22 protein-coding genes and 1 other annotated feature are annotated in these 22,131 nt (G+C 38.9%); of the genes, 7 read left to right on the top strand and 15 right to left on the bottom strand.

The window, feature by feature from the left end; translation table 11 throughout:
• Positions 1-235 precede the first annotated feature (235 nt).
• A complete protein-coding gene (locus tag ACFSFW_RS22170) occupies positions 236-385 on the top strand; it encodes a hypothetical protein (RefSeq protein ID WP_304219426.1) in 150 nt (49 codons plus the stop codon).
• A 71-nt stretch (positions 386-456) separates the two neighbouring features.
• On the opposite strand, the gene kynB is transcribed toward ACFSFW_RS22170, so the two are convergent.
• On the bottom strand, positions 457-1,086 hold the full coding sequence (kynB, locus tag ACFSFW_RS22165) for an arylformamidase (protein ID WP_388041479.1): 630 nt from the start codon (positions 1,084-1,086) through the stop codon (positions 457-459).
• Between the two features lie 173 nt (positions 1,087-1,259).
• Here kynB and ACFSFW_RS22160 point away from each other — a divergent pair, with 173 nt between their 5' ends.
• Positions 1,260-2,093: a CAP domain-containing protein gene (locus ACFSFW_RS22160; protein WP_304219430.1), complete on the top strand. Its 834-nt coding sequence runs from the start codon at positions 1,260-1,262 to the stop codon at positions 2,091-2,093.
• A gap of 81 nt (positions 2,094-2,174) precedes the next feature.
• On the opposite strand, the gene tyrS is transcribed toward ACFSFW_RS22160, so the two are convergent.
• The 3 genes from tyrS to ACFSFW_RS22145 form a co-directional block, all read right to left on the bottom strand.
• Complete coding sequence (tyrS, locus tag ACFSFW_RS22155; protein ID WP_388041477.1) at positions 2,175-3,419, bottom strand: tyrosine--tRNA ligase; 1,245 nt, start codon at positions 3,417-3,419, stop codon at positions 2,175-2,177.
• A 280-nt stretch (positions 3,420-3,699) separates the two neighbouring features.
• Positions 3,700-3,923: a binding site (T-box leader), on the bottom strand.
• A gap of 117 nt (positions 3,924-4,040) precedes the next feature.
• Positions 4,041-4,460 carry a GreA/GreB family elongation factor gene (locus tag ACFSFW_RS22150; protein WP_304219434.1) on the bottom strand — a complete coding sequence of 140 codons (420 nt, stop codon included), beginning with the start codon at positions 4,458-4,460 and terminating at the stop codon, positions 4,041-4,043.
• Positions 4,461-4,726: 266 nt separating this feature from the next.
• Positions 4,727-5,578 carry a VOC family protein gene (locus ACFSFW_RS22145; RefSeq protein ID WP_388041474.1) on the bottom strand — a complete coding sequence of 284 codons (852 nt, stop codon included), beginning with the start codon at positions 5,576-5,578 and terminating at the stop codon, positions 4,727-4,729.
• A gap of 135 nt (positions 5,579-5,713) precedes the next feature.
• On the opposite strand from ACFSFW_RS22145, the gene ACFSFW_RS22140 reads away from it, so the two are divergent.
• Both ACFSFW_RS22140 and liaG read left to right on the top strand, forming a co-directional pair.
• Positions 5,714-6,031, top strand: coding sequence for a winged helix-turn-helix transcriptional regulator (locus ACFSFW_RS22140; protein WP_388041472.1), 318 nt, complete (start codon positions 5,714-5,716; stop codon positions 6,029-6,031).
• A 156-nt stretch (positions 6,032-6,187) separates the two neighbouring features.
• Positions 6,188-7,039, top strand: coding sequence for a LiaG family protein (liaG, locus tag ACFSFW_RS22135; RefSeq protein WP_388041469.1), 852 nt, complete (start codon positions 6,188-6,190; stop codon positions 7,037-7,039).
• 217 nt (positions 7,040-7,256) lie between these two features.
• Here liaG and ACFSFW_RS22130 read toward each other — a convergent pair whose 3' ends face one another.
• Positions 7,257-8,144, bottom strand: coding sequence for a polysaccharide deacetylase family protein (locus tag ACFSFW_RS22130; RefSeq protein ID WP_388041466.1), 888 nt, complete (start codon positions 8,142-8,144; stop codon positions 7,257-7,259).
• A gap of 147 nt (positions 8,145-8,291) precedes the next feature.
• On the opposite strand from ACFSFW_RS22130, the gene ACFSFW_RS22125 reads away from it, so the two are divergent.
• Both ACFSFW_RS22125 and ACFSFW_RS22120 read left to right on the top strand, forming a co-directional pair.
• Complete coding sequence (locus tag ACFSFW_RS22125) at positions 8,292-9,035, top strand: metallophosphoesterase family protein (RefSeq protein WP_388041463.1); 744 nt, start codon at positions 8,292-8,294, stop codon at positions 9,033-9,035.
• 151 nt (positions 9,036-9,186) lie between these two features.
• On the top strand, positions 9,187-9,354 hold the full coding sequence (locus ACFSFW_RS22120; RefSeq protein ID WP_165918242.1) for a hypothetical protein: 168 nt from the start codon (positions 9,187-9,189) through the stop codon (positions 9,352-9,354).
• Between the two features lie 37 nt (positions 9,355-9,391).
• Here the strand turns inward: ACFSFW_RS22120 and ACFSFW_RS22115 are convergent, their stop codons facing one another.
• The 10 genes from ACFSFW_RS22115 to ACFSFW_RS22070 all read right to left on the bottom strand — a co-directional run bounded on the left by ACFSFW_RS22115 (position 9,392) and on the right by ACFSFW_RS22070 (position 21,197).
• Positions 9,392-10,234 carry an SAM hydrolase/SAM-dependent halogenase family protein gene (locus ACFSFW_RS22115; RefSeq protein ID WP_388041460.1) on the bottom strand — a complete coding sequence of 281 codons (843 nt, stop codon included), beginning with the start codon at positions 10,232-10,234 and terminating at the stop codon, positions 9,392-9,394.
• A gap of 218 nt (positions 10,235-10,452) precedes the next feature.
• Positions 10,453-11,016: an undecaprenyl-diphosphatase gene (locus ACFSFW_RS22110; RefSeq protein ID WP_304219499.1), complete on the bottom strand. Its 564-nt coding sequence runs from the start codon at positions 11,014-11,016 to the stop codon at positions 10,453-10,455.
• 118 nt (positions 11,017-11,134) lie between these two features.
• Complete coding sequence (cls, locus tag ACFSFW_RS22105) at positions 11,135-12,586, bottom strand: cardiolipin synthase (RefSeq protein WP_304219450.1); 1,452 nt, start codon at positions 12,584-12,586, stop codon at positions 11,135-11,137.
• A gap of 204 nt (positions 12,587-12,790) precedes the next feature.
• Positions 12,791-13,648, bottom strand: coding sequence for an MBL fold metallo-hydrolase (locus tag ACFSFW_RS22100; protein WP_388041457.1), 858 nt, complete (start codon positions 13,646-13,648; stop codon positions 12,791-12,793).
• A gap of 285 nt (positions 13,649-13,933) precedes the next feature.
• Positions 13,934-14,224 carry a DNA-binding protein gene (locus ACFSFW_RS22095; RefSeq protein ID WP_099355730.1) on the bottom strand — a complete coding sequence of 97 codons (291 nt, stop codon included), beginning with the start codon at positions 14,222-14,224 and terminating at the stop codon, positions 13,934-13,936.
• Between the two features lie 121 nt (positions 14,225-14,345).
• A complete protein-coding gene (locus ACFSFW_RS22090) occupies positions 14,346-14,828 on the bottom strand; it encodes a DUF1189 family protein (RefSeq protein WP_388041528.1) in 483 nt (160 codons plus the stop codon).
• Between the two features lie 89 nt (positions 14,829-14,917).
• Positions 14,918-15,373, bottom strand: a complete 456-nt coding sequence (locus tag ACFSFW_RS22085; RefSeq protein ID WP_099363890.1) for a flavin reductase family protein — start codon at positions 15,371-15,373, stop codon at positions 14,918-14,920.
• A gap of 325 nt (positions 15,374-15,698) precedes the next feature.
• Positions 15,699-16,598: a 2OG-Fe(II) oxygenase gene (locus tag ACFSFW_RS22080; RefSeq protein ID WP_388041454.1), complete on the bottom strand. Its 900-nt coding sequence runs from the start codon at positions 16,596-16,598 to the stop codon at positions 15,699-15,701.
• 603 nt (positions 16,599-17,201) lie between these two features.
• Positions 17,202-17,969 carry a MerR family transcriptional regulator gene (locus ACFSFW_RS22075; RefSeq protein WP_388041452.1) on the bottom strand — a complete coding sequence of 256 codons (768 nt, stop codon included), beginning with the start codon at positions 17,967-17,969 and terminating at the stop codon, positions 17,202-17,204.
• A 144-nt stretch (positions 17,970-18,113) separates the two neighbouring features.
• Positions 18,114-21,197, bottom strand: coding sequence for an efflux RND transporter permease subunit (locus ACFSFW_RS22070; RefSeq protein WP_388041449.1), 3,084 nt, complete (start codon positions 21,195-21,197; stop codon positions 18,114-18,116).
• A gap of 98 nt (positions 21,198-21,295) precedes the next feature.
• Here ACFSFW_RS22070 and ACFSFW_RS22065 point away from each other — a divergent pair, with 98 nt between their 5' ends.
• Entirely contained in the window at positions 21,296-22,123 is an 828-nt protein-coding gene (locus tag ACFSFW_RS22065; protein ID WP_388041446.1) for a TetR/AcrR family transcriptional regulator, read from the top strand.
• Positions 22,124-22,131 lie beyond the last annotated feature (8 nt).

The following is a 22,131-nucleotide window of genomic DNA, read 5'->3' as shown; positions in this document are numbered from 1 at the left end:
TAACGCTTACACGTTAGTGTAACCAAAGGATAGTCAGATTAATTACTGCAACTCATTTTAACACCAGGCTGTGTAGTTGTCTATACCACTTATAAAAGTTGTTTTACATCAAATATTTCGATTATTCAAATGAAAATCAGCATTTTTATCTACCAGAATATAACTAAAGGTGTATAGAAGTTAGAATTTTTATATATTAAACTGGGGATAAGCATTAATTAGGAGGTAGTATTCCGTGAAATTGGGCGATAAAGTCGTTTATAAAAACGATTTGTATGAAGTTCTATACGTTTATGAAAATGGAATGTATGAGATCAAACAAATGGAATTACTATTTAAGGTAGAGCTTGTTAATCAGAATGACCTCATACCTGCTGCTTGTTAATCCTGCGTTTTCCCTCCATTTAGAGGTTTAAAAAATCCATTGTCTTATGGCAATGGATTTTTCTTCGTTCCCTATAATTTCTTCAAAACGGCGCGAACAGGACTCCCATCTGCACCAACAATTGGAAGTGGCAGTGCGATTAATTCATAATCTCCAGGATCAACATGTTCTAAGGCAATTCCCTCAAGAATATGGATTCCATGCTTATGTAATTGATGATGGGCCTGTAAATCTTTACTATCCACTTGATCGACAGACGGAGTGTCCACTCCAATTAATTGAATTCCTTTTTCAGCTAAATATAATGCAATTTCTGGATTTAAACTTGTAATAGAGGTCGGAAATCGGTTCCGATTATCCCATGAATTAGTACGGATTAAGAGTCGTTCAACACCAGATAAGTCAAACTTCTTTAAATCCTCAATCTTAATTTCCTTTTTTCCTGATATCTCAATCACCCTTGCTTTTCCTACATATAGGTCAAGGTCTAGTTCATGCACTTTTTTTCCTTCATTGTCAAAGTGAAATGGAGCATCAATATGAGTTCCAATATGCGTACTTGTTGTGATTTGTCCTACATTAACAGTTGAAGCTTCTTCAATGGACCATGTGAGAGCGTAGTTAAAAGGGGTATCGCTTGGCCACTCTTGGGTTTTATGACTTAAAGGCTGAGAAATATCAATGATTTTCATTGCTTTCACCTCATGCGTTTTGTATTTGCTTTCTTCCTATATTTTAATGGAAGTTGATACTTTCGTTAAGGTTAACTTTGGTTTTTTTGCCTATCCGATTCTCTTTAATTACCACCAATACTTTCGCTACCGCAGATGCAAAATATAAAAGTAAATCGAATCATGCGAAGGAGGAATTTACATTGCAAAGATTTACTAAAACAGGTATCGCGATTCTTGGTTCTGCAATGCTTTTATTGTCCGCATGTAACAATAATAACGACAATGCTGCAGATGACAATAACCGTTCAGCAAACGTTGAAAGTGTGAATAATGGCTATATCATTAAGCAAGACCGGCCTTACCGCACGACAACGTCCAGTGATAAGTATCCACATACTACAAGCGTACAACACGCAAAAGGTGAACAACAGTATTATCGATTTATCAATAAAAAAATTGTTGTGACTCCTGGCGGTACAAACGCAATTCCAAATGATTTAAATCGTTTTATAGGTGGTAATGGAAATAACGCTGCACCTGCACCAAATAATGTGACGCCGGCGCCTAATTACCCAACAGGTGACACAGCGCCGGTTGAACAAAACCGTCAGCCTGCAACACAGCAGCCTGCTCCGGCCCCAGCCCCTGCCGCTGGAATTAGTAATTTTGAAAAACAGGTTATTGACCTTACGAATGCACAGCGTACGAAAAACGGCTTACCTGCTCTTAAAGCCGATACATCATTAAGTAAAGTGGCGAAAACAAAAGCTAACGATATGCAGCAAAAAAATTATTTCTCTCATACAAGTCCGACTTACGGATCTCCGTTTGATATGATGAGGGATTTCGGCGTATCGTACAAGACAGCTGGTGAAAATATCGCAAAAGGACAAGCATCACCAGAGGCCGTAGTAAATGCTTGGATGAACAGTGAAGGACATCGTAAAAACATCCTAAGTCCAAACTTTACTCATATCGGAGTTGGACACCAAGCTAGCGGTAATTACTGGTCACAAATGTTTATTGGAAAATAAAAAAAGAAGCGCCATGCTTAACTTGGCGCTATTGAAAAAAAACGGGGCTGACATCAATGGATGTCGCCCCGCTTTTAGTTGTTACATTTTAATTTTTACAAACTTACGCTTTCCAACTTGAACAATCATGTCGTTTGTTATTTCAAGCTCTAGATGAATATCTTCCACTTTTTCACCATTTAGTTTGACGCCACCATTTTGGATCATTTTCCGGGCTTCCCCTTTGGACTTTTGTAAATCCAATTCAACAAGTAAATCAATGATCGAAATGTTGTTTTGTCCTGCCCAAGTTACTTCTGGGATGTCTTCTGGGATGACACCTTTTTGGAAGACTGTTTTAAAATGTTCTTCCGCCAGCTGAGCTGCCTCCTCACCATGATACATTCTCACGATTGTTCTTCCAAGAAGCATTTTTGCATCACGTGGGTGTAACGTGCCGTTTTCTATTTTAGCCTTGATTTCATTCTTTTCTTCTAAAGAAAGGTCTGTCACTAAATCAAAGTATTTGGCCATCATTTCATCCTGGATGGACATTGTTTTGCCATACATATCATTAGGTGCCTCATCCACACCAATGTAATTTCCTTTTGACTTAGACATTTTTTCAACGCCATCAAGTCCTTCTAATAGTGGAAGAAGGATCACAACCTGCTTTTCTTTACCAAAATGCTCTTGTAAATGTCTTCCCATTAACACATTGAAATGCTGGTCATTTCCACCTAGTTCAATGTCACTTTCTAGTTCAACTGAGTCATATCCCTGCATTAGTGGGTAGAAAAATTCATGAAGAGAAATCGGCTTTCCAGTCTCTAAACGCTCAGAGAAATCATTTCTTTCAAGTAATCGGGCAACCGTAATACTTGCCGCCAAGTTGATAATATCCTCAAAATTTAATGTAGATAGCCATTTGGAATTATAATGAAGCTCAACCTTCTCCGTGTCTAATACTTTTCCAAATTGCTCAAAGTATGTTTTCGCATTATGTTTAACTTCTTCATCGGTCAACTGCTTGCGGGCAACGGATTTTCCAGTTGGGTCCCCAATCTTTCCTGTAAAGTCACCAATTAAAAGTTGGACCACATGGCCATTTTCCTGAAATTGTTTTAATTTATTTAACACCACTGTGTGTCCTAAGTGAACGTCTGGCGCTGATGGATCAAGCCCAAGCTTCACTTTTAATGGTTGGTTGGTCACAATGGACTTTGCAATTTTTTGTTTTAATTCATGTGCCGGGACAACCTCTTGTACCCCATTTGTGTAAATCGCAAATTGTCTTTCCAGTTCTATTTTCTGTTCGTCTGTTAACTGATCGATAAAGTTCTCCATTTGGTTTGCCTCCTGTTTGTTAATTTACTAATACTTTTTTTATTTGGATTACTCCCATATCTGCTGCCACTTTTGTCTGTGGCACGCAGCCTCAGAGACATTTCAACCCAAGCTCAACCTGCCTTTGTCCGTGAGATACCCTCTCAAAGACATTTTCACCCGCGCTCAGGCTATTTTTGTCCCCGAGACACCGCCTCAGAGACATTTCGGACCAATCTCGACCTACCTTTGTCCGTGACCAGCAAAAATCTGATGAAAACACAAAAAACCACGCCCCTAAAAAAGGGACGTGGTTGCACGCGGTACCACCCTTGATTGAAGATATGTATCTTCCGCTTCATTCGAATAACGGCTCGTCCGTTCTTTGCTAATTTTCACTAAAAGTGAGTTCACAAAGAAAGCTCAAGGAGGTAATTCACATTTATCTTTGTTCCGGTTTTCACCAACCACCGGCTCTCTGCTACAGGGAGATAAGCTGCTACTGATTCCTATCATCACTTTTCTATTCAATATAAAGGCTATTTTAACGAATAATTCACTATTTAACAAGCAAAAATCCACTTCCTTTTATACACATATTAAAAGAAGTGGATTGTAAGCGCTTAATATTTTTTAGCACTTTTACTGCAAAATTAAATTTCCTGCAAATGCTATATCTTGAATCATGACCGGAAGGCCTCCCGCTGGTGTACTCAACAATACTTTGTCGCCTACTTTACACAATAATAATTGTCTTCCAACCGGCGATAAAAATGAGATACATCCGGCATCCGGGTCCGATTGTTTTGGCAAACATATATAATAATCCTCTGTATCGTCTTCCCCATCAAACATGACCGTTACCTTTGTTCCAATAAAAACCTTAGGTATGGGTTCTCCCGCACCACTCTCTACATAGCTTTTAAGTTCACTGACATATGAACGAAAGAAAGTCTGATTCCTTTCCTTTAGTGGTGTGGAGGAAGAATATAGATTGTTTAATTCCTGCAAATGTTGGTCGATATACTGGAGCTGATCATTAAAATAATCCTTATGGCTCATAGTAGATATCCTCCTTGCTAGGATCAAACACTCTGCAAAATTTCATTTCCACCTTCATTTTTATTTCCACCTTCATTTTTATTTCCCCTTCCTTTTTGCATATAAAAATAGAGGCCTTCCTTAAACACAGAAAGACCTACCATACATTTCCAATAATATCATATTCATTCCTACAAAACTAGCAACCTAGCAGTGGTTTAGGTATAACTTATGTCTTCCTAATAAAAAAGCAGCTACCCGTAGATAGCTACTTTATCCATTATCACCTATGCAACAACAAGTTTTATTTTATTGTCTGAAGGGTCTTTTGTAACCACGACTCCAGCTTCTTCTTGAACATATGCGCCAATTTTCTTTAGGTTTTCAATAGTTGTTTGTAATGCATTTTCAGTTGGTAATACAAGTGTAAATCTCTTAATCCCTGCACTATTTTCAGATGGTGCAGGTGCCCCTACGCCACTCCATGTATTGAGACCAATGTGGTGATGATATCCGCCCGTTGAGATAAACAAGGCCATGCCTCCGTAACGAGTTACAACATCAAAACCAAGGCCTTTGGTATAGTATTCCTCTGTCTTTGCTAGTTCAGATACATGCATGTGAATATGGCCCATGACCGTTCCTTCTGGTAGTCCGGTCCATTTTTCACCATTCGCAGCAGCAAGTACACCTTGCCCGTCAAGAGGTTCTGTCACCATTTTCACTTCGCCATTTGACCATTCCCATTCTGCGTCGGGACGGTCTGCATAAATTTCAATTCCATTTCCATCTGGATCATCTAAATAGAGGGCTTCACTCACTGCGTGATCAGACGCGCCAATTGGTATATTATTTTGGACTAAATGATAAAGTACTTTACCAAGCTCTGCACGGGATGGTAAAAGCAATGCAAAATGGTAAAGTCCTGTGCGGCGTGGCTCCTTAGGCGTTATGTTTTCAGGCTGTTCAATTGATAACAATGCTGTTTTACCGTCTGCAGTTAAAAGCGCCTTTCTCTCCGATTGCTCTAATACCTTGAATCCAATTATATTTTGATAAAACGTTAAAGAACGCTGTAAGTCGGTTACCTTTAATTCTACAAGTTCTACAAATGTATATGGCGGGCGTTGATATTTCATATTTTTATGCCTCCTAAATTTCACATTTACTCAGTTACTTTATGTAAGTAATTATATTTTAGTAAATAGATTATGTCAAGTAAGTTTATTATTTCTTACAATGCGCTATAATATAGGTATAGGGGTGAAGGAAATATGGATTCAAATGTAATTTGTCCTAAATTTGAAAAAGCTATGAGTTTACTTGGCCAACGCTGGACAGGACTCGTTATTTATCAACTTCTTTCAGGTCCACAGCGTTTTTGTACAATTGAATCATCGATTGGAATTAGTGGAAGAGTTCTTTCAGAAAGACTCAAAGATCTGGAGAATCAAGGTATTGTAAAAAGGGACGTGTACCCAGAAACCCCTGTACGCATTGAATATTCGTTAACCGAAAAAGGTCTGGCCTTAAAACCTTTGATGGATGAAATTCAACAATGGTCGCAGGACTGGGTTAAAATAGAATCATAAGTCACCAATGTAGAGCAGATTGTATGGAAAGCAATCTGCTTTTTTTCTTTTCATACGCCTCAGGTCCTATTTGGAAATATATCGGTGGTGCGTTACTTAATTCTTTTTCCTCTTTTATGATAAGGATAGAATAAATGATAAAGGCAGGTTAGAAAAATGAAGAAAATCTTAATTATATTTTTCATTCTTATTGGGGTTTATCTCGTAATGACAAACCTCTACCGAATTCCAGGGCTTCCTTTTGGGAATTCTGGAGACTCAGCTAAGGTTACAGAAAGAATCGATGAAATCAAAATCGATATAACATCCATTAGCACGACCGTTATCCCTGAAAATCGTGATGACGTAAAAGCAGAATTAAAAGGGAAAGGTGAAGTTCATGTTTCAAAAAGCGGTGACTCAATAGAAGTCACGTATGAACGTGGGTTCTTCAACTGGAACGGGTTCCCTTTCTTTGACAATACCAAACTCACCGTCTATATCCCGGAAGACTTTGATAAAGAACTCTCACTTAGAGTCGGATCAGGTCATTTAGAATTTGATGGAAAACCTATGAAAATGAACGAACTCTCAGCCGATGTCCATTCTGGAAATTTACGTTTGCAAAACCTTTCTGTTGAACATTTTACACACAATGTAGCTTCGGGAAATTCTAGAATTGAGAAGCTTACAACAAAAAGTGGTGAAATAGATGTCCGTTCCGGGAATGTAACCGTTGATGAGTATGAGGGGAAGCTTGAAGCTGAAGTGCGCTCTGGACGATTAAAAGCAACCATTTCGAAACTTACTGATTCCATTGAGGCAGATGTTCGATCAGGCTTACTTGACCTTGACTTACCAAATGATGCTGATTTTACATTAGACGGTAAAGCAAATAGCGGCTACATTTCTAATGATTTTTCCCTTGATGACTCCACAAGGAATAAAGGAAGCATTGAAGGTAAACATGGTGCAGGTACCTATGATGTGAAAATTGAAGTGAGTAGCGGAAAAGTAGACATCAGATAATAAGAAAAGCGCAAGGCGCCCGCCTTTCGGCGACAAGCATAAGACGAGCGCTGACAGAAGGCGCTTCTTGCCTTCCGAAGCGATTGGCTTATGACCACGAGCCGATGGTGCCTGGAGCTAGCCACGAAAAATAGGTGAAAAGTTTTTATACTTTGTTACCTTTTAAAATAAAAAGAATCGTAGGTTTCATTTACAATGATGCCTACGATTCTTTTATTTATTGATAGGCAGGTAGACCAAGCAATGTTTCGAGGTCCACTATTTCATAGCCCTGCTCTTGTAATTCTTCAATGATACTTGGCAAGACCTCATATGTATCGTACTCATCGGCGTCTGTGTGCATGAGTATGATGTCACCGTTTCGAATGTTTGTAAGTACATTGGAGGAAATGACATCCGTACTTCTTTGAGCCCAATCAAGGGAATCAATTGACCAGAGAATGATTGAGACATTATTCTCTTTTGCAACCTCTGCCACCAACTCATTTGTTGAGCCGTACGGCGTTCTTACCAATGCGGGTGCTTGACCAATGATCTCTTCAATCGCAGTTCCTGCCAGCTCTATTTCATTACGGACTTCGGGTTCAGACAACTGATCTAGTTGAACGTGATGGTAGCTATGACTTAAAACAAGATGTCCTTTTTCATAGGCTTCTTTCACTACCTCTGGATGCTTCTCGGCTTCACTTCCCAAAAAGAAAAAATTCCCCTTAACCCCGTATTGATCCAAAACTCCAATCACAGCTGATGTCACCGTACTATCTGGCCCATCATCAAATGTTAATGCCACTTGTTTTTTATTAGGTCCATTGATATACACATTTTCTTGAGTTTTTGAGAATTCAATAATCTCTTCCCGCCATTTTTGCATGGACGTTACGGTCTTTTTTTCTAAGTAAGGAGATTCCCCTTTTATCTCAAGAAGGTACTCATTTTTCCAGGATCGATCAACAGAAAATCTTTCGTTTGGAATCGTTTCTTCTTTCTGTTCAATATTGTGATCCCCGTATGCAACTCCCCCAACTTCTTTCATTTCTTTAGATGAACAAGAAGCTAACAAAAAAACCGAACATATAATACTAAATAAAATCACCCTTTGAACCATGACAGCGCTCTCCCCCTTTTCTTCATTCTAAACACACGAAACATGGATGGAAAGAATATTTAGCAATTTTAGTTAATTTAATAATGACAAAATTTTCAATCTACTTTATTATTAGATTACTATAACTAAAACCAAGGGGGCTTTCACATGAGCATTGCGCTCATTTCCGATATACACGGAAATATGACAGCACTTGAAGCTGTCTTGGAACATATAAAAGTTCGCGAAATCAAGACCATCATTTGTCTTGGAGACCTTGTAGGAAAAGGGCCAAACTCAGCCGCCGCAGTTGACCGGATTCAAGAAGTGTGTGAGGTTGTGCTGTTGGGAAATTGGGATGACTTTATTCAAAATGAACATCCTGATGACGGAATCACATGGCACCGAAATCTGCTTGGTAAAGAACGCCTTTCATACTTAGGAACACTTCCCTTCCATTTTGATTTTTATATGAGTGGGAAATACATTCGGTTGTACCATGCCTCTGCAAAAAGCGTCCACCACCGTGTTGTCCCCATGATTCATTCCGACGAGGAGAAAAGGGCAATGTTTGATTACTCTGAATGGATTACTCCTTTAGAGGAAAAGACACCAGACATTATTGGTTTCGGAGATATTCATGCTGCCTTGATTGAACCAATGAATACAGAGAAAACCCTTCTAAATGTAGGAAGTGTCGGTAACCCGCTTGATACAACACAAGCAACCTTTGCCATCCTACACGGGAACTATCAATCAAGGGAAGTCGCACCTTTTTCAATCGAAATTGTTCGAGTTCCATATGACATTGAAAAAGAATTACGTATTGCTGCTGAAATGGGGGTGCCGTACTTTGACAAGTATGCAGTAGAGCTTCGTGAAGCCGTTTATCGAGGGTCGCCAAAAAAGTAATAATAACTAATTCGTCAAACTTGCACAAGACAAAATTTTCAAGGTAAAATAAGATAAAATAATAATTTTCCACGTATAGTTTTCATAATTATGGGATATAATGTTTTTATTTTAAAGCCTCTAAATATAAAAACCTGAGAGGGGAATTGCCATGACTACCAATAATGAATCCAAAAAAGAGATCGCGGTTAATTCGACTGTCCAGCTAAAAGGGATAGTAAAAGCAATATTTAATGATTCCATCCATGTACAAATCGGAGGAAAAATCATCACGCTTCCCGCTTCAAACCTATTAAAGCAAAACAAGCCTTTAACATAATACACAAAAAAACACCGTTCATTACCTGAACGGTGTTTTAGTTTGTTTTCCGGATTTTAATTATCCATTCTGCACCAGTACCTATTGAAAATTTTTCAGCAAAGGACTCCTGATTAAGAGCCACTCCGATTTTGTCTAGAGAATTTATATAGAGTAGTGGATTCCCAAGCTCACTGTCAGCGAAAGAACGTCCATACTTCATTGTACTTTTATATACAATACTTCCATCACGATCAATGATGACTTCGAAGATATCACCATATTTATTACCAAGTTGATTAAAAAGGGACCTGTCAATATTGGTCCAAAGGTTACCAAAGCGGACATCTAGGATATCAATATTCCCAATAATTGCGTCATTATCTACTTTCACTTCAAAAACAGGCAACTCTACCAAGGACTCTACCGGAACTGTTGGCCCGACCTCTTCATAAGTGATCAATCGAGAAGCTAGTCTAGCCCCTGTATAGGCATACACATCCCTTCCATGAAAGGTGTATGATTCACCTGAAAAAGGCAAACGGTTTTTACTTTCATCAATCATTCTCGCTTCTTTAATTCCAAACGCCCGCTTGATATGAGTAATTGTTCCGTTATCAGGTGTCACAAGAAATTGGTTCGTCTCTGTCTGCACCACGATGCTTAAACGATCAGAACCAACACCTGGATCCACAACAGAAACAAATACAGTCCCCTCCGGCCAATACTTTATAGTCTGAAAAAGCCGGTAGGAGCCTTCCCAAATATTAAATGGCGAGATGTCATGGGTTAGGTCAAATATCGGAAGCGTTGGGTGAACTGATAGAGCAACACCATACATTGCGCTTACCGCCCCATCACTCGTTCCAAAATCGGTTTGCAATACTAAATGATTATTCATACCTATACCTCCATCTTTTATTGTTCTATCCCAGGAAGGCATGCTATCAATAAACAAAAAACCACGTCATTATCAAAATACGATAAGGACGTGGTCCCCTCTTACATCGCCATTCACTTAGACGAAAAAATTTACACTCTATATTGCCCCTAATGCTTGTAAAATATCCACTTTTACTCTGCGAAAGCATCTGTAAAAACAACGGAAATTATTCGTTATCAGAAGTTTTTTTCATTTGTTATTGGAAACTCAAGCTGCTCTTTTCGATTCCGTAATTTGATCCTCGATACTGTCACGAATAAAAGATACGCCGAAAGCATGGCTAGAATGGCTGCTACGATAATATCACCAGGGTAATGTACCCCCACCCAAATACGTGAAAAACCTACTAAACATGCAAGTGCCATCCAAAGATATCTACCCGGTTTCTTAAACAAGAAAAAAGTAAAACTAACCGCAAAAAAGATCATCGTATGGTCACTTGGAAATGAATTATTAACTGCTTTTTCAATCAATTGATTGACATTTGTTAGTTCAGCGAAAGGCTGATTATTGGAATGAAACATTCCCGCCACTCTTCCTAGTAGTACCGCTACCCCTACCGAAAGCAAAGCACTGACTGCCATGATACGGTTTTGTGAGCCTTTAATTAGATAATAAATCACTGCTAGGATGAGGACATACAAGGTATAACTCGCTATATAAATCATTGGCTGATTTAAAAATGATAATTCCTCACTTAACCCATTAATTTTGTAAAACACTTCAGTATTCATGTCCATTAAATTCAAAGAATCTCCCCCCAAAATCCATCCTACCCTAATTTTAGGCAATTTCAAATATAAAAAAAAAGTGCAGCTTACACTTTTTTTAAGATAAGCCACACCAATATTTTGTCGACTATAAGATGGGAGATAAAAGTCTTGAAATGGATTCCTTAAATTTAATATTAGCGCCTCTTTTTCCATATTCATCAAATGTCAGTAATTTAGAAAGCTTTATGTCTTCTTTGAAAATAGCTGTTAGCTCTTTAGAAATATTTTCATCATATAAAAACGCATTGACCTCAAAGTTTAGTCTAAAACTTCTTACGTCAATATTCGCTGTACCCACTGAAGAAATTTCCTCGTCAACAACAAGTGTTTTTGAATGAATAAAGCCATTGCTGTATATATAAACATTTGCTCCAACTGGTAGCAATTCTCCGATATGCGAGATGGTCGCCCAGTAAACGAATGGATGGTCCGGTTTATCTGGAATCATGATGTTCACTTGGACCCCTGAAAGGCATGCCACCCTAAGTGCATCAAGTAAGCTTTTATCAGGGATAAAATATGGTGTCTGCATATAAATTGATTTTTTCGCCGAATAAATCATTTTAATATACGCATTCTTAATCTGCTCAAACTCTGAATCTGGCCCACTTGTAACAATTTGAATTCCGACATTGCCTATTCTGACATTCTCAATCGGAAAAAGTTCTGGATCATACATAATATCATAATCACGGGATGCTTGATTCCAGTCTAAAATGAAGCGAGCCTGCATGGTGTCAACAGCATTTCCCCTAATGCGTAAATGCGTATCTCGCCAATATCCAAACCTCGTGTTCAAACCTAAATACTCGTCACCGACATTGAAGCCGCCTACATAACCAACCTTTCCATCAATAATGACCAATTTCCGATGGTTACGAAAGTTCATCCGTAAATTGATAAACCGTAGCTTTGAAGGGAAAAAGACCTCAACTAGACCACCAGCTTCACGAAACTCTTTAAAAAAACGTTTCGTCAATGTTCTGGATCCTAGCTCATCATAAAGAACGCGGACCATAACACCTTCTTTAACCTTCTTGGTTAAATGCGCCATTAATTTTCGACCTAGATTATCATTTTTAATAATATAATATTGCAAATGAATGGATTCCTTTGCTTCCTCAATATCCTGAAATAGACGTCTGAATTTTTGTTGTCCATCCGTAAAAACTTCCACGGCGTTGTTTTTTGTAAACAAGGCCTGGTCATTTTTAAGATTCATGTAAATGAGGTCTTGATTATCTTTTGTAACATGATTATTAAAGTGGAATTTTTGTGTACGTATCAGTTCTTTCTGTTTTTCTAGAACCTCTTCAATCCCACTCTTCTTTAAATCATCCCACTGAAAGAGATGGTCACGTGTTAAATTTCGACCTAATAGCAAATACAAAATGAAGCCGGCTACTGGTATAAAGAAAAGTACTAATAACCATGCCCAAGTCGAACTGGCATCTCTTCTTTCACGAAAGATTACAACTACGGCGAAAACAATGTTTAAGACCATAACCAACCCTAATAACAACGAAGAGATATTCACCATATTCCCCTCTCTCACCAAATCATTCTACTTTAAAATATACTATATAAAAGATTGTTTATGAAACAATTAACTTACTCCGGGACAGAGGGACAGGTTCCTTGTCCCACCATTTATACCTAATAAGGCTGGGACAATGGACCTGTCCCCGTGTCCCAGCTAAGTGTAAGAAACCTGGCTTTTTAAGACAGCCAGGTTTCTTTTCTAGTGAATATTTTTATCTATGTATCGGCCATAGTCCGGAATTGCAATTTGGTCAAAATCTCTAACTAATCTTGTTAAGGATTCCTCTAACAGCTCATCTGTCATCGGCAAACCATGTCCCGTAATGGCAACACTTGGTTCTAACTTAGCTAGTGTTTCAACCGATTTCTTTGCTGCCTGCCAATCCGTTGTTAAATATCTTGGCGGCCCGCTGATCTCCAGTTCTTGCGTAAATACTTTATACAAGTACTCTTGCTTCACTGTCACAAATGCATCACCCACAATAAGAGCGCGATCTCTTTCACGGAAAAAAGATACATGACCTGGCGCATGGCCTGGCGTATGGATCCAACGAAATTCTGGCAAATGAGGAACAGTTCCATCCGCTGGAAGCTTTTCGACATGACTTCCTAACTGGATTGGCTCATTCGGAAATAACGGTGACAATTTCGCCACCATCCCCCCTTCCACCGACGGGTCTGGTTCAGGATAGCTTTTTTGCCCTGTTAAAAATGGCATTTCCAATTCATGAGCGTAAACAGGTACATTCCAGTGCTCAACTAATTCAACGATTGCACCTACATGATCAAAATGGCCATGTGTTAAAAGAATCGCCTTCGGTCGACTATCCTTGCCAAAGCGTTCCTCACATACTGCAATCATTTCCTCTGCAGAACCTGGCATTCCCGCGTCCACAATCACAAATTCCGATGTACCCGGCTCACCAACTAGCATAAAGTTCACAATTTGGATGGTATGCGAATAAATATCCGGTACTACCTGTATTCCGACTCCACTACCTATAGAGGTTGCCGGAATAAATTTATAATCACTTCCATATTGCATGTCCTTTTCCATTAAAATCCTCCTTACACATTCACCTAGTGATAGTGTTTCACAGGATTGGTAATTTATTTATCCCGCATTAACGGGCAGTATATCCACACTCAAAACTTTAGTGAAAACATAGAAGTTTAGACGGGAAACTACCCGTAAAAGCCCGATCATCGAACAAAGACTAATAGCGCCACGTCCTGTGGCAACGTCTTTGTGACACACATCCTATGTGCCTCAACTAACAATCAGCGGGCCATAAAGAATCCCCGCTGATTGAAGTTTCACTTTATCCAGAAGGACCTTACGCTACTCACCCAAGTTTGATAACCATTGCTTTAATTTACTCTTTGGGTAATACACTGTTCCGTTTAATACGATATGAGGAATATCTGGATGCTCCTTAATCAATTGCTTTGCATCTTCTTTGGAGACCCCAATATGATAAGCGATATCCTTTTCTTTAATCAGTTCGTATAAATCATCTTCCTCAAGCTTTTCCATTACACCCTTCGCTTCAGGATTCTTAAAGTTTTTTAAGCCATCACCGATGAAATAACCTGCTGCTGCGATTCCTATGGCCAAAAATAAAAGACCCATTTTCACACCCCACTTTGTAGTACTTCACTTAGGAACGAATCCACTATGTATGTACGGTTTTTTACGTAAAAAGTTTCAAATATTTTCCTGCAATAAAAAAGAACCGGCACACCGATTCTTTTTACGTATGTTTCTTCACTCGACTCGGATAATGAAAAATCATCCGAAGTATCGTGTAAAATAACAAAATAAATATAATGGTATTCACAATCCAATGGGTACCAATCAGGATGTTGGCAACCGCAAAAATGATAATTGGTTTTGTTAACGCAAACGCACACATCTTCCACAGAAATTGAAATTTCAAATGGCGATGTGTAACCTTACTGACTCCTACACCCGCTCCCGCTAAAGCCGAAATCCCTGCGATTCCTAAAAATAACATTAAAAACGGGTAAAATAGAAGGACTTGAATGGTATAGATATTTTGAGGAATACCACTGTCCTTATAGGAGTCGTCCAAAAGTAAGTTAATTTCAATTGGAAGTGCGACGATAAACAATAATAGAAGGAGGAATAGAATTGTATTTCTCATTTCCAACCTATTCAGTCGCTTCATTGCTGCCTTATTCGGCAATCGCAAACTATCCATAAATATTGACATGAGTTTCACATAAAGCCACTCGCTTCATTTAAGAGTTATTTTAACTTAAAGATACCTTTCCAAATAAGGAAAGGTACCCAAATGATTATTTATTTATAAAATTCATCAGGAATATTGCCGAATTTACGGTTGTGATAAAGAAGTGGTGGCTTACTATAATTTTCAATCTCTACCACTTCACCGATTAGGATTGTATGGTCACCCGCTTCAATCGTCTTATGAGTTTTACAATGTAATACTCCCGCAGTTCCCTTAAGGATTGGAAGATTGTTATCAGACATTTCCCATTCACAATTACCAAATCGATCTGTTCCCTTACTTGCAAAAAGGGCACAAATATCCCCTTGGTCCCCAGCTAATACATGAACCGCAAATTTATCAGCATTTGTAAAAATATCGTAAGTGGACACTCGCTTATCAATTGACCATAAAATCAATGTTGGATCTAATGAAACAGAGGCAAATGAGTTTACTGTGAGACCAAGTGGTACTCCATTCTCATCAGTCGTCGTTACAACCGTTACACCCGTCGGATAATTCCCCATGACGTCTTTAAAAGTTTGTACTTTATCCAAAGTTCACACACCTTTCTATGCACTGACACACTTCATTTTAGTATTTTCAAAAGCTTAATTTCAGCTTACTTAATTTTATTAGTTTAACTATATCATGATTACAATAACAATTCTAATTGAATGCATTTCGTTTAGTGCCTATAAAGTGAAACTTCAATCAGTGGAGGTTTACTTCATCCTCCACTGATTGTTAGTTGAGGCACATAGGATGTGTGTCACAAAGACGTTGCCACAGGACGTGGCGCTCTTAGTCTTTGTTCAATGATCGGGCTTTTACGGGCAGTTATCCCCACACCTAAATTTCTTCGTGCTCACTTAAGCTTTGAGTTAAGAGAGGTTTACTGCCCGTTAATGCGGGGTATATATTCCCTTGGCGTATCCATTTCGTTGCAACCCATTTTTCACCTTCAGATACAGGAATACTCGAATGAAGGGACATCCGGTCTACCTCACCCTTACTATTTCCGTACTGAAAATAGACAGCAGATCCTTTCTTCGGAACAATCGAAACACCTGCTTTAGGAAAAACAGTCTCTCCCCCTGCAGGTACATCGTTTAAATAAATGAGGAATGTTCCCACCCGCTGACCACCTTTATCGGGGTCTACCTTACTTGGTGGAAAATAATCAAAATGACTTTTGTATTCCTCACCAATTCCATAATTCAATACCTGGAGCCCTTCTCCATTTTCAAGCGGAAACTCCGTTAATTCCGCAATTCTATTTTCTACTTTCTTAATAAACTCATTTTCTCGCAGATAAAAATACATACCTTTGCTAGTTCGACCAGTAGCCGCTTTTTCTTCACCAGTCTTCGGATCAATAACAGTAGAAGGCATAAGGCGGCTTCGCGACATTTCAATCAACTGGTCACATTCCTCATAACTTAGGAAGTGATCTAAATGTAAAATAAAAGGCTTTTCTACTTTTGAGAGGACCTTAATTTCACGGTCACTTGTATGTAAAACACTTCCCTTTTTCGCAATTTCGGGCTGTTCATATTCATATGGAGCTTGCACACCTGGTGTGTTTATTGGTTTATTTCCAACGATTCGAAACAGAGTGGTATATGATAATTTAGGGTCATAGCCTTTTCGAATCATTGCATCGACAATCGCTTCAGGGTTAACGCCACTGTTTAACGTTTTAATAATCCAATCCATGAGTGCACCTGGAATTTTATTCACTTTCTCCATTTCTACCTCTCCTTTATAGCCCTAGATTGAGCGATTGGGACTAGTAACCGTCCCTTCCACTACGTGTAATCCCTTACATTCTATTGTAATATAAATAAGTAAAATTGTGGTAGCAATTACTTTATTTCCAAAGTTTTGTCGCAATCAGCACTCTTTTCTGACTCTCCTCTACTGATTTCCCACTCTCTTTGTCGCAATCGGCACTCTTTTCTGACTCTCCTCTGCTGATTTCCCACTCTCTTTGTCGCAATCAGCACTGCATTCTGACTCTCCTCTACTGATTTCCCACTCCCTTTGTCGCAATCAGCACTCTTTTTCGACTCTCCTCTACTGATCTCCCACTCTCTCTGTCGCAATCAGCACTACATTCCGACTCTCCTCCGCTGATTTCCCACTCTCTCTGTCGCAATCAGCACTCTTTTCTGACTCTCCTCTACTGATTTCCCACTCCCTTTGTCGCAATCAGCACTGCATTCCGTCTCCCCTCTACTGATTTCCCACCCCCTAGTCGAAATCCTCCAGGACCGCGTACGAACTGCATCAATCCTCTCTCAGAACAAAAATGAGCAAGACCCCGAGGATCTCGCCCAATACTCATACACCTTATTCAATCTTTTGCCCTGTGTACGCAATTATCGCATCTCTCAAGAATTCTGCAGTTCCTGGCTGTTCTTTGTCATAATAAGCTGTGAATCTCTCGTCATCGACGTACATTTGTGCCAAACCTGCATGTGCCTCTTTGCTATATTGTGGCCAAAAATACATGATCCACTGTTTATGCAGTTCAGCCGCTTTCTGGCCAAGTTCTCCAGCTGGATCGCCAGTCTTCATCGCATCACTTAAGGTCTCCATTAATTCCTCAGAAAGACGGGTCACCGCCTCATGGTCCTCTTTAGACATATTCATGAATTTCTCGTTTGATTGTTTAACTGTTTCATCGCCATATTTTTCACGGATTTCGTTTCCGTATTTTTTCTCATTTTCTTCGAGGGCTTTCTTTTTAAAGCCTTCAAATTTTTCTTGATCAGACATACTAACTCTCCCTTCTTTTTGCGCAATGGTTTTCTCGACATTGGCAATGAGTAGATCGATTTGTTTTCGTTTATCAAGGAGCTGCTCTCGATGTTCCTTAAGCGCTTCGGATTCGTCAAAGGCAGGATTGGTCATAATTTGTTTGATATCTGTTAGATTGACCCCGAGTTCACGGTAAAAAAGAATTTGTTGAAGACGATTGACTTCATTTTGGCCATATATGCGGTAGCCCGATGAATTGATTCTTGCCGGCTTAAGAATTCCAATTTCATCGTAGTACCTTAAAGTTCTTGTGCTTACTCCTGCTAGTTTTGCTAGCTTTTGTACCGTATACTCCACCTCATCACCCCCTGATAAATTCAATTTACACCTTTACGCAACGTCAAGGTCAACACATTTTCAAAAAAAATTTTAAGGCGAGCAAAATAACTTCCAAAATAAAAAGCCCCACAAGATATGTATAACCTTGTAGGGCCAAAAGAATTAGTTTTCTTGAATGTTTTTACGGTCTTTCTTAAAGATTTTAGACAAAATTTCATAGACGATTGGCACGACTAGAAGTGTTAATAGAGTCGAACTAGCGAGTCCACCGATAACGGTAATACCAAGTCCTTTCGAAATTAAACCTCCGCCACCTTCGCCAAATAATAACGGAATTAACGCACCCATTGTGGCAATTGCCGTCATTAGGATTGGACGAAGACGTGTTGCACCAGCCTCAAGAACAGCTTCACGCATTGTTAATCCATCACGTTCCATATGAATGATTCGGTCTACTAGAACGATGGCGTTTGTAACCACTATACCGATCAACATCAACAGACCCATCATAACCGATACCGAAATGGTTTCGTCTGCTATCAATAATCCAACAAACGAACCAATAATTGCAAATGGAAGGGAGAATAGAATTGCGAATGGTGCAACTCCTTCACCAAATGTCACAACAAGGATGAAGTACACAATGGCAATCGCTGCGAGCATTGCAAGACCTAGTTGAGTAAATGTTTCAACCATGTCTGCTTGAACACCAGCAATATCAAGTGTTACGCCTTTTGGAAGGTCTAGCTCATTAACTTCTTCTCCAACTTTAGCTGTTACTTTTGAAATATCATCGCCAATAATAGTTCCTGAAACGGAAGCATAGTACTCACCTTTACTACGAGCAAGTGTATTTAAGGCTGTACCTTCTTTAACCGTTACTAAATCAGATAGAGGCATAGTTGTACCCACTGCTGTTGGTACTTGTGTTTTAAGAAGATCGTCTATTGATTCTGGTGTAGCTACTTCTTCCTGCTGAACAACAACCTCTAATGTATCTCCGTCTTTTTCAACAGTTGTGATAACCTCTTGTGAGCGGTCTGGATTTAGCATCATCACAATTTGACCAGTTGTAAGTCCATATTGTAATAATTCATCCTGCTCAACATTGAATGTGTACTCTACATATGCATCCTCAGCACTTGACGATACATCCTCTAAGCCGTCTTCATCTTTCATGACACCTTCAACCATATCAACTGCATCATAAAGCTTATCTAAATCTTCACTGTATAATGTATAACTTACTTCATTTGTGCTCATTGACATTGCAGAGAAATTCTGGCTCTTCCACTCACCTGATTGGCCAATATTAAACACATACTCTTCGACTTCTTCGCGGACTTCAGGGAAGTTCTCCATTTCCGGATCAAAAATGAGGTACATGAGCGCACCATCACCGCCGCCTCCCATCATCGCTGCCATTGGGTCGCCGCTTTCCGTAACAGAAACCTGAAGAATATCAATATCTTCTCGTTTTAATAGCTCTTCTTCGACTGCTGCAACATTATCTAAGGTTTCATCCTTTAACTCACCCGTACCTGGCGTGTAAGTTAGATACATTACCTTTTCTTCTTCACTACCCATAAAACTAAAACCAATTAGCGGTGTTAATGCTAAGCTACCGACTAATAATAATACGGACAGTACTGACACAATAATTTTATGATTAAGCGACCAATTTAAAATACCTTTATACCAGTTTGCAAGCTTACCTACTTCTTTATGCTTTGACTCTGTTTTTTCAACATAGAGCTGTTTCTTAAACAACGTATGTGATAAAGCAGGAACAATTGTAATCGCAACTAGCAAGGAAGCCCCTAAAGCAAAAGTCATTGTTAATGCGAACGGCATGAACAATTCTCCAACCATACCACCTACAAAAATTAACGGTGCAAATACCGCAATCGTAACTAATGTGGAGGAGAGGATAGGCTTGAACATTTCAAGTGTTGCTTCACGAATTAAGGCACGACCATTTAGCTTTTCTTCTTTTAAATGTAGTCTTCGATAAATATTTTCAACAACGACGATGGAGTCATCGATTACACGTCCAATTGCAACGGTAACAGCTCCTAGTGTCATTAAGTTTAACGTAATATCCATCCACTTCAGTAGCAATAATGCCATAAAAATGGAAACTGGAATCGAAACAATTGAGATAATTGTTGATCTAAAATTGCGAAGGAAAAGTAGGATAATTAAGACCGCGATTAAGCCACCAAATAGTGCTTTTTCTACCATTGTTGCAACTGACTTTTCAATCGGCTCTCCTTGGTCTAGTGAGACATCAATAACGAGACCTTCAACTCTTTCCTGCTCGTCATCAATAAGATCCTTAACTTCGTTTACCACATCCACTGTGTTTGCTTGTTGCTCTTTAACAATTTGAATAGCAATAGCGTCTTTTCCGTTCGTACGAGATACGGATTGAACGCGTCCTACCTCTTCAATTGTAGCAATATCACCAAGCTTCACGAATGGCTGTGGATTATTTTCAGTAGGTGTAACAGGAATTAACATTTCCTTTAACTCATCTGCTGTCATGAACTTTCCGTCAATCGCAACAGCTTGTTCACCTTCTTTAAATTCAAAAAGTCCTAGTGATACTGACATATCACTTGCTTGGATCCTCTGTTTGACTGTATCCTCTGTTAAATCAAGCTCAGCCATTTTTTTAGTATTATAAGTAAGTTGTACTTCCTCAATATGCTGCCCTGTGATCGTTGCAGAACCAACCCCATCAAGCTTTTCAATCTTTGGAAGTATAACATCTTCAACTGTTGAAGTTAATTCCACAATATCTTCTGTTGTACTACTTACACTTAATGCCACAACCGGCATCATATTCATGCTAATTGCCGTAATAACAGGCTCTTGTGTGGCTTCTGGCAATGTAACTGCGTCTAACGCAGATTGTAGGGCACGCTTTGCCTCGTCCATGTCCTCGCCATACTCATATTCAACTTGAATATTAGCCATGTTCGAATAGGAATTGGAATAAACAGATTTAACCCCATCAAGTCCCTCGACCGCTTTTTCAATTGGCATCGAGACATCTTCCATCACCTGTTCAGGAGTTGCACCAGGATATACATCCATAACCATTAGGAAAGGAATGGATATATCAGGAATCGTTTCTGTCTTCATTTGTGTACCTGAATAAATCCCAGAAACCGTTATAATAATTGTTAATAACCAAACTGCTAGTTTATTTTTTAATACAAAGTTGGCTATACCTCTCACACTTACACCTACCCTAGATTGACTTATTAAACTCATTTATTTATAATAATGACCAATCAGTCATTTGTCAATGAAAGAAAACGGGAGAGAACCACGAAATGGTGAAAAAACAACTTATAATGGAAAAGGCGCTAGAGCTTTTCGCAAAGCAAGGTTTTGAGGCAACATCCGTACAACAAATAACTGATCAGTGTGGGATTTCAAAGGGAGCTTTCTACCTCTCCTTTAAGTCAAAGGATGAATTAATCATCGCCCTAATCGACCAGTTTATGGAGCAAATTTTTTCTGATATTGACCACTTAGTCAGAAACAAAAAAGATACAGAAAATCTTCTGTTTGAATATTATTATGTAAGTTTCCAGTCATTTAAAGAACACTCACATTTTGCGAATATCTTAATGAAAGAGTATACTCAGTCTCTTAACGAAAAATTAATTCTTAAAATGCATTATTATGACAAACTAGGTAATACAGTGATCCTCATGATGATTGACCGCATTTATGGAGAAAAAGCGGAACATATAAAATACGACCTACTCTATTGTATAAAAGGTTTTATGAGAATGTATTCGGAGCTCTTTTTGTATCAGCTTGTTCCATTGGATATTGACCTCCTTTGTCAGTCCCTAGTGGAAAAAACAGATTTATTAGCTCACGGCATGACCCTTCCTTTTCTAAAAAAAGAGCTTATGGAATCTTCCACGCAGGGTGAGGTCACGAAGGAACAAATGATTTCGTTAATTGAGGAGAAAGTAAAAGAAATGGAGGATTCCATTGAAAAGGAATCTCTGTTGCTATTGCAAGAACAGGTGGATGAACGAACATATAGCCCTGCGATTATTAACGGGCTCTTGGAAAACATCCGGAACCTTCCACATTGTAAATGGATCGCTCATTTACTAAGCACCCATTTTGAGAAACAATGAATTTTTCG

This window comes from Ferdinandcohnia salidurans (assembly GCF_042680725.1).
Taxonomy (GTDB): domain Bacteria; phylum Bacillota; class Bacilli; order Bacillales; family Bacillaceae_L; genus Ferdinandcohnia; species Ferdinandcohnia salidurans.
The sequence above is the reverse complement of the archived record's forward strand: the minus strand, read 5'-3'. Positions and strand labels throughout refer to the sequence as shown.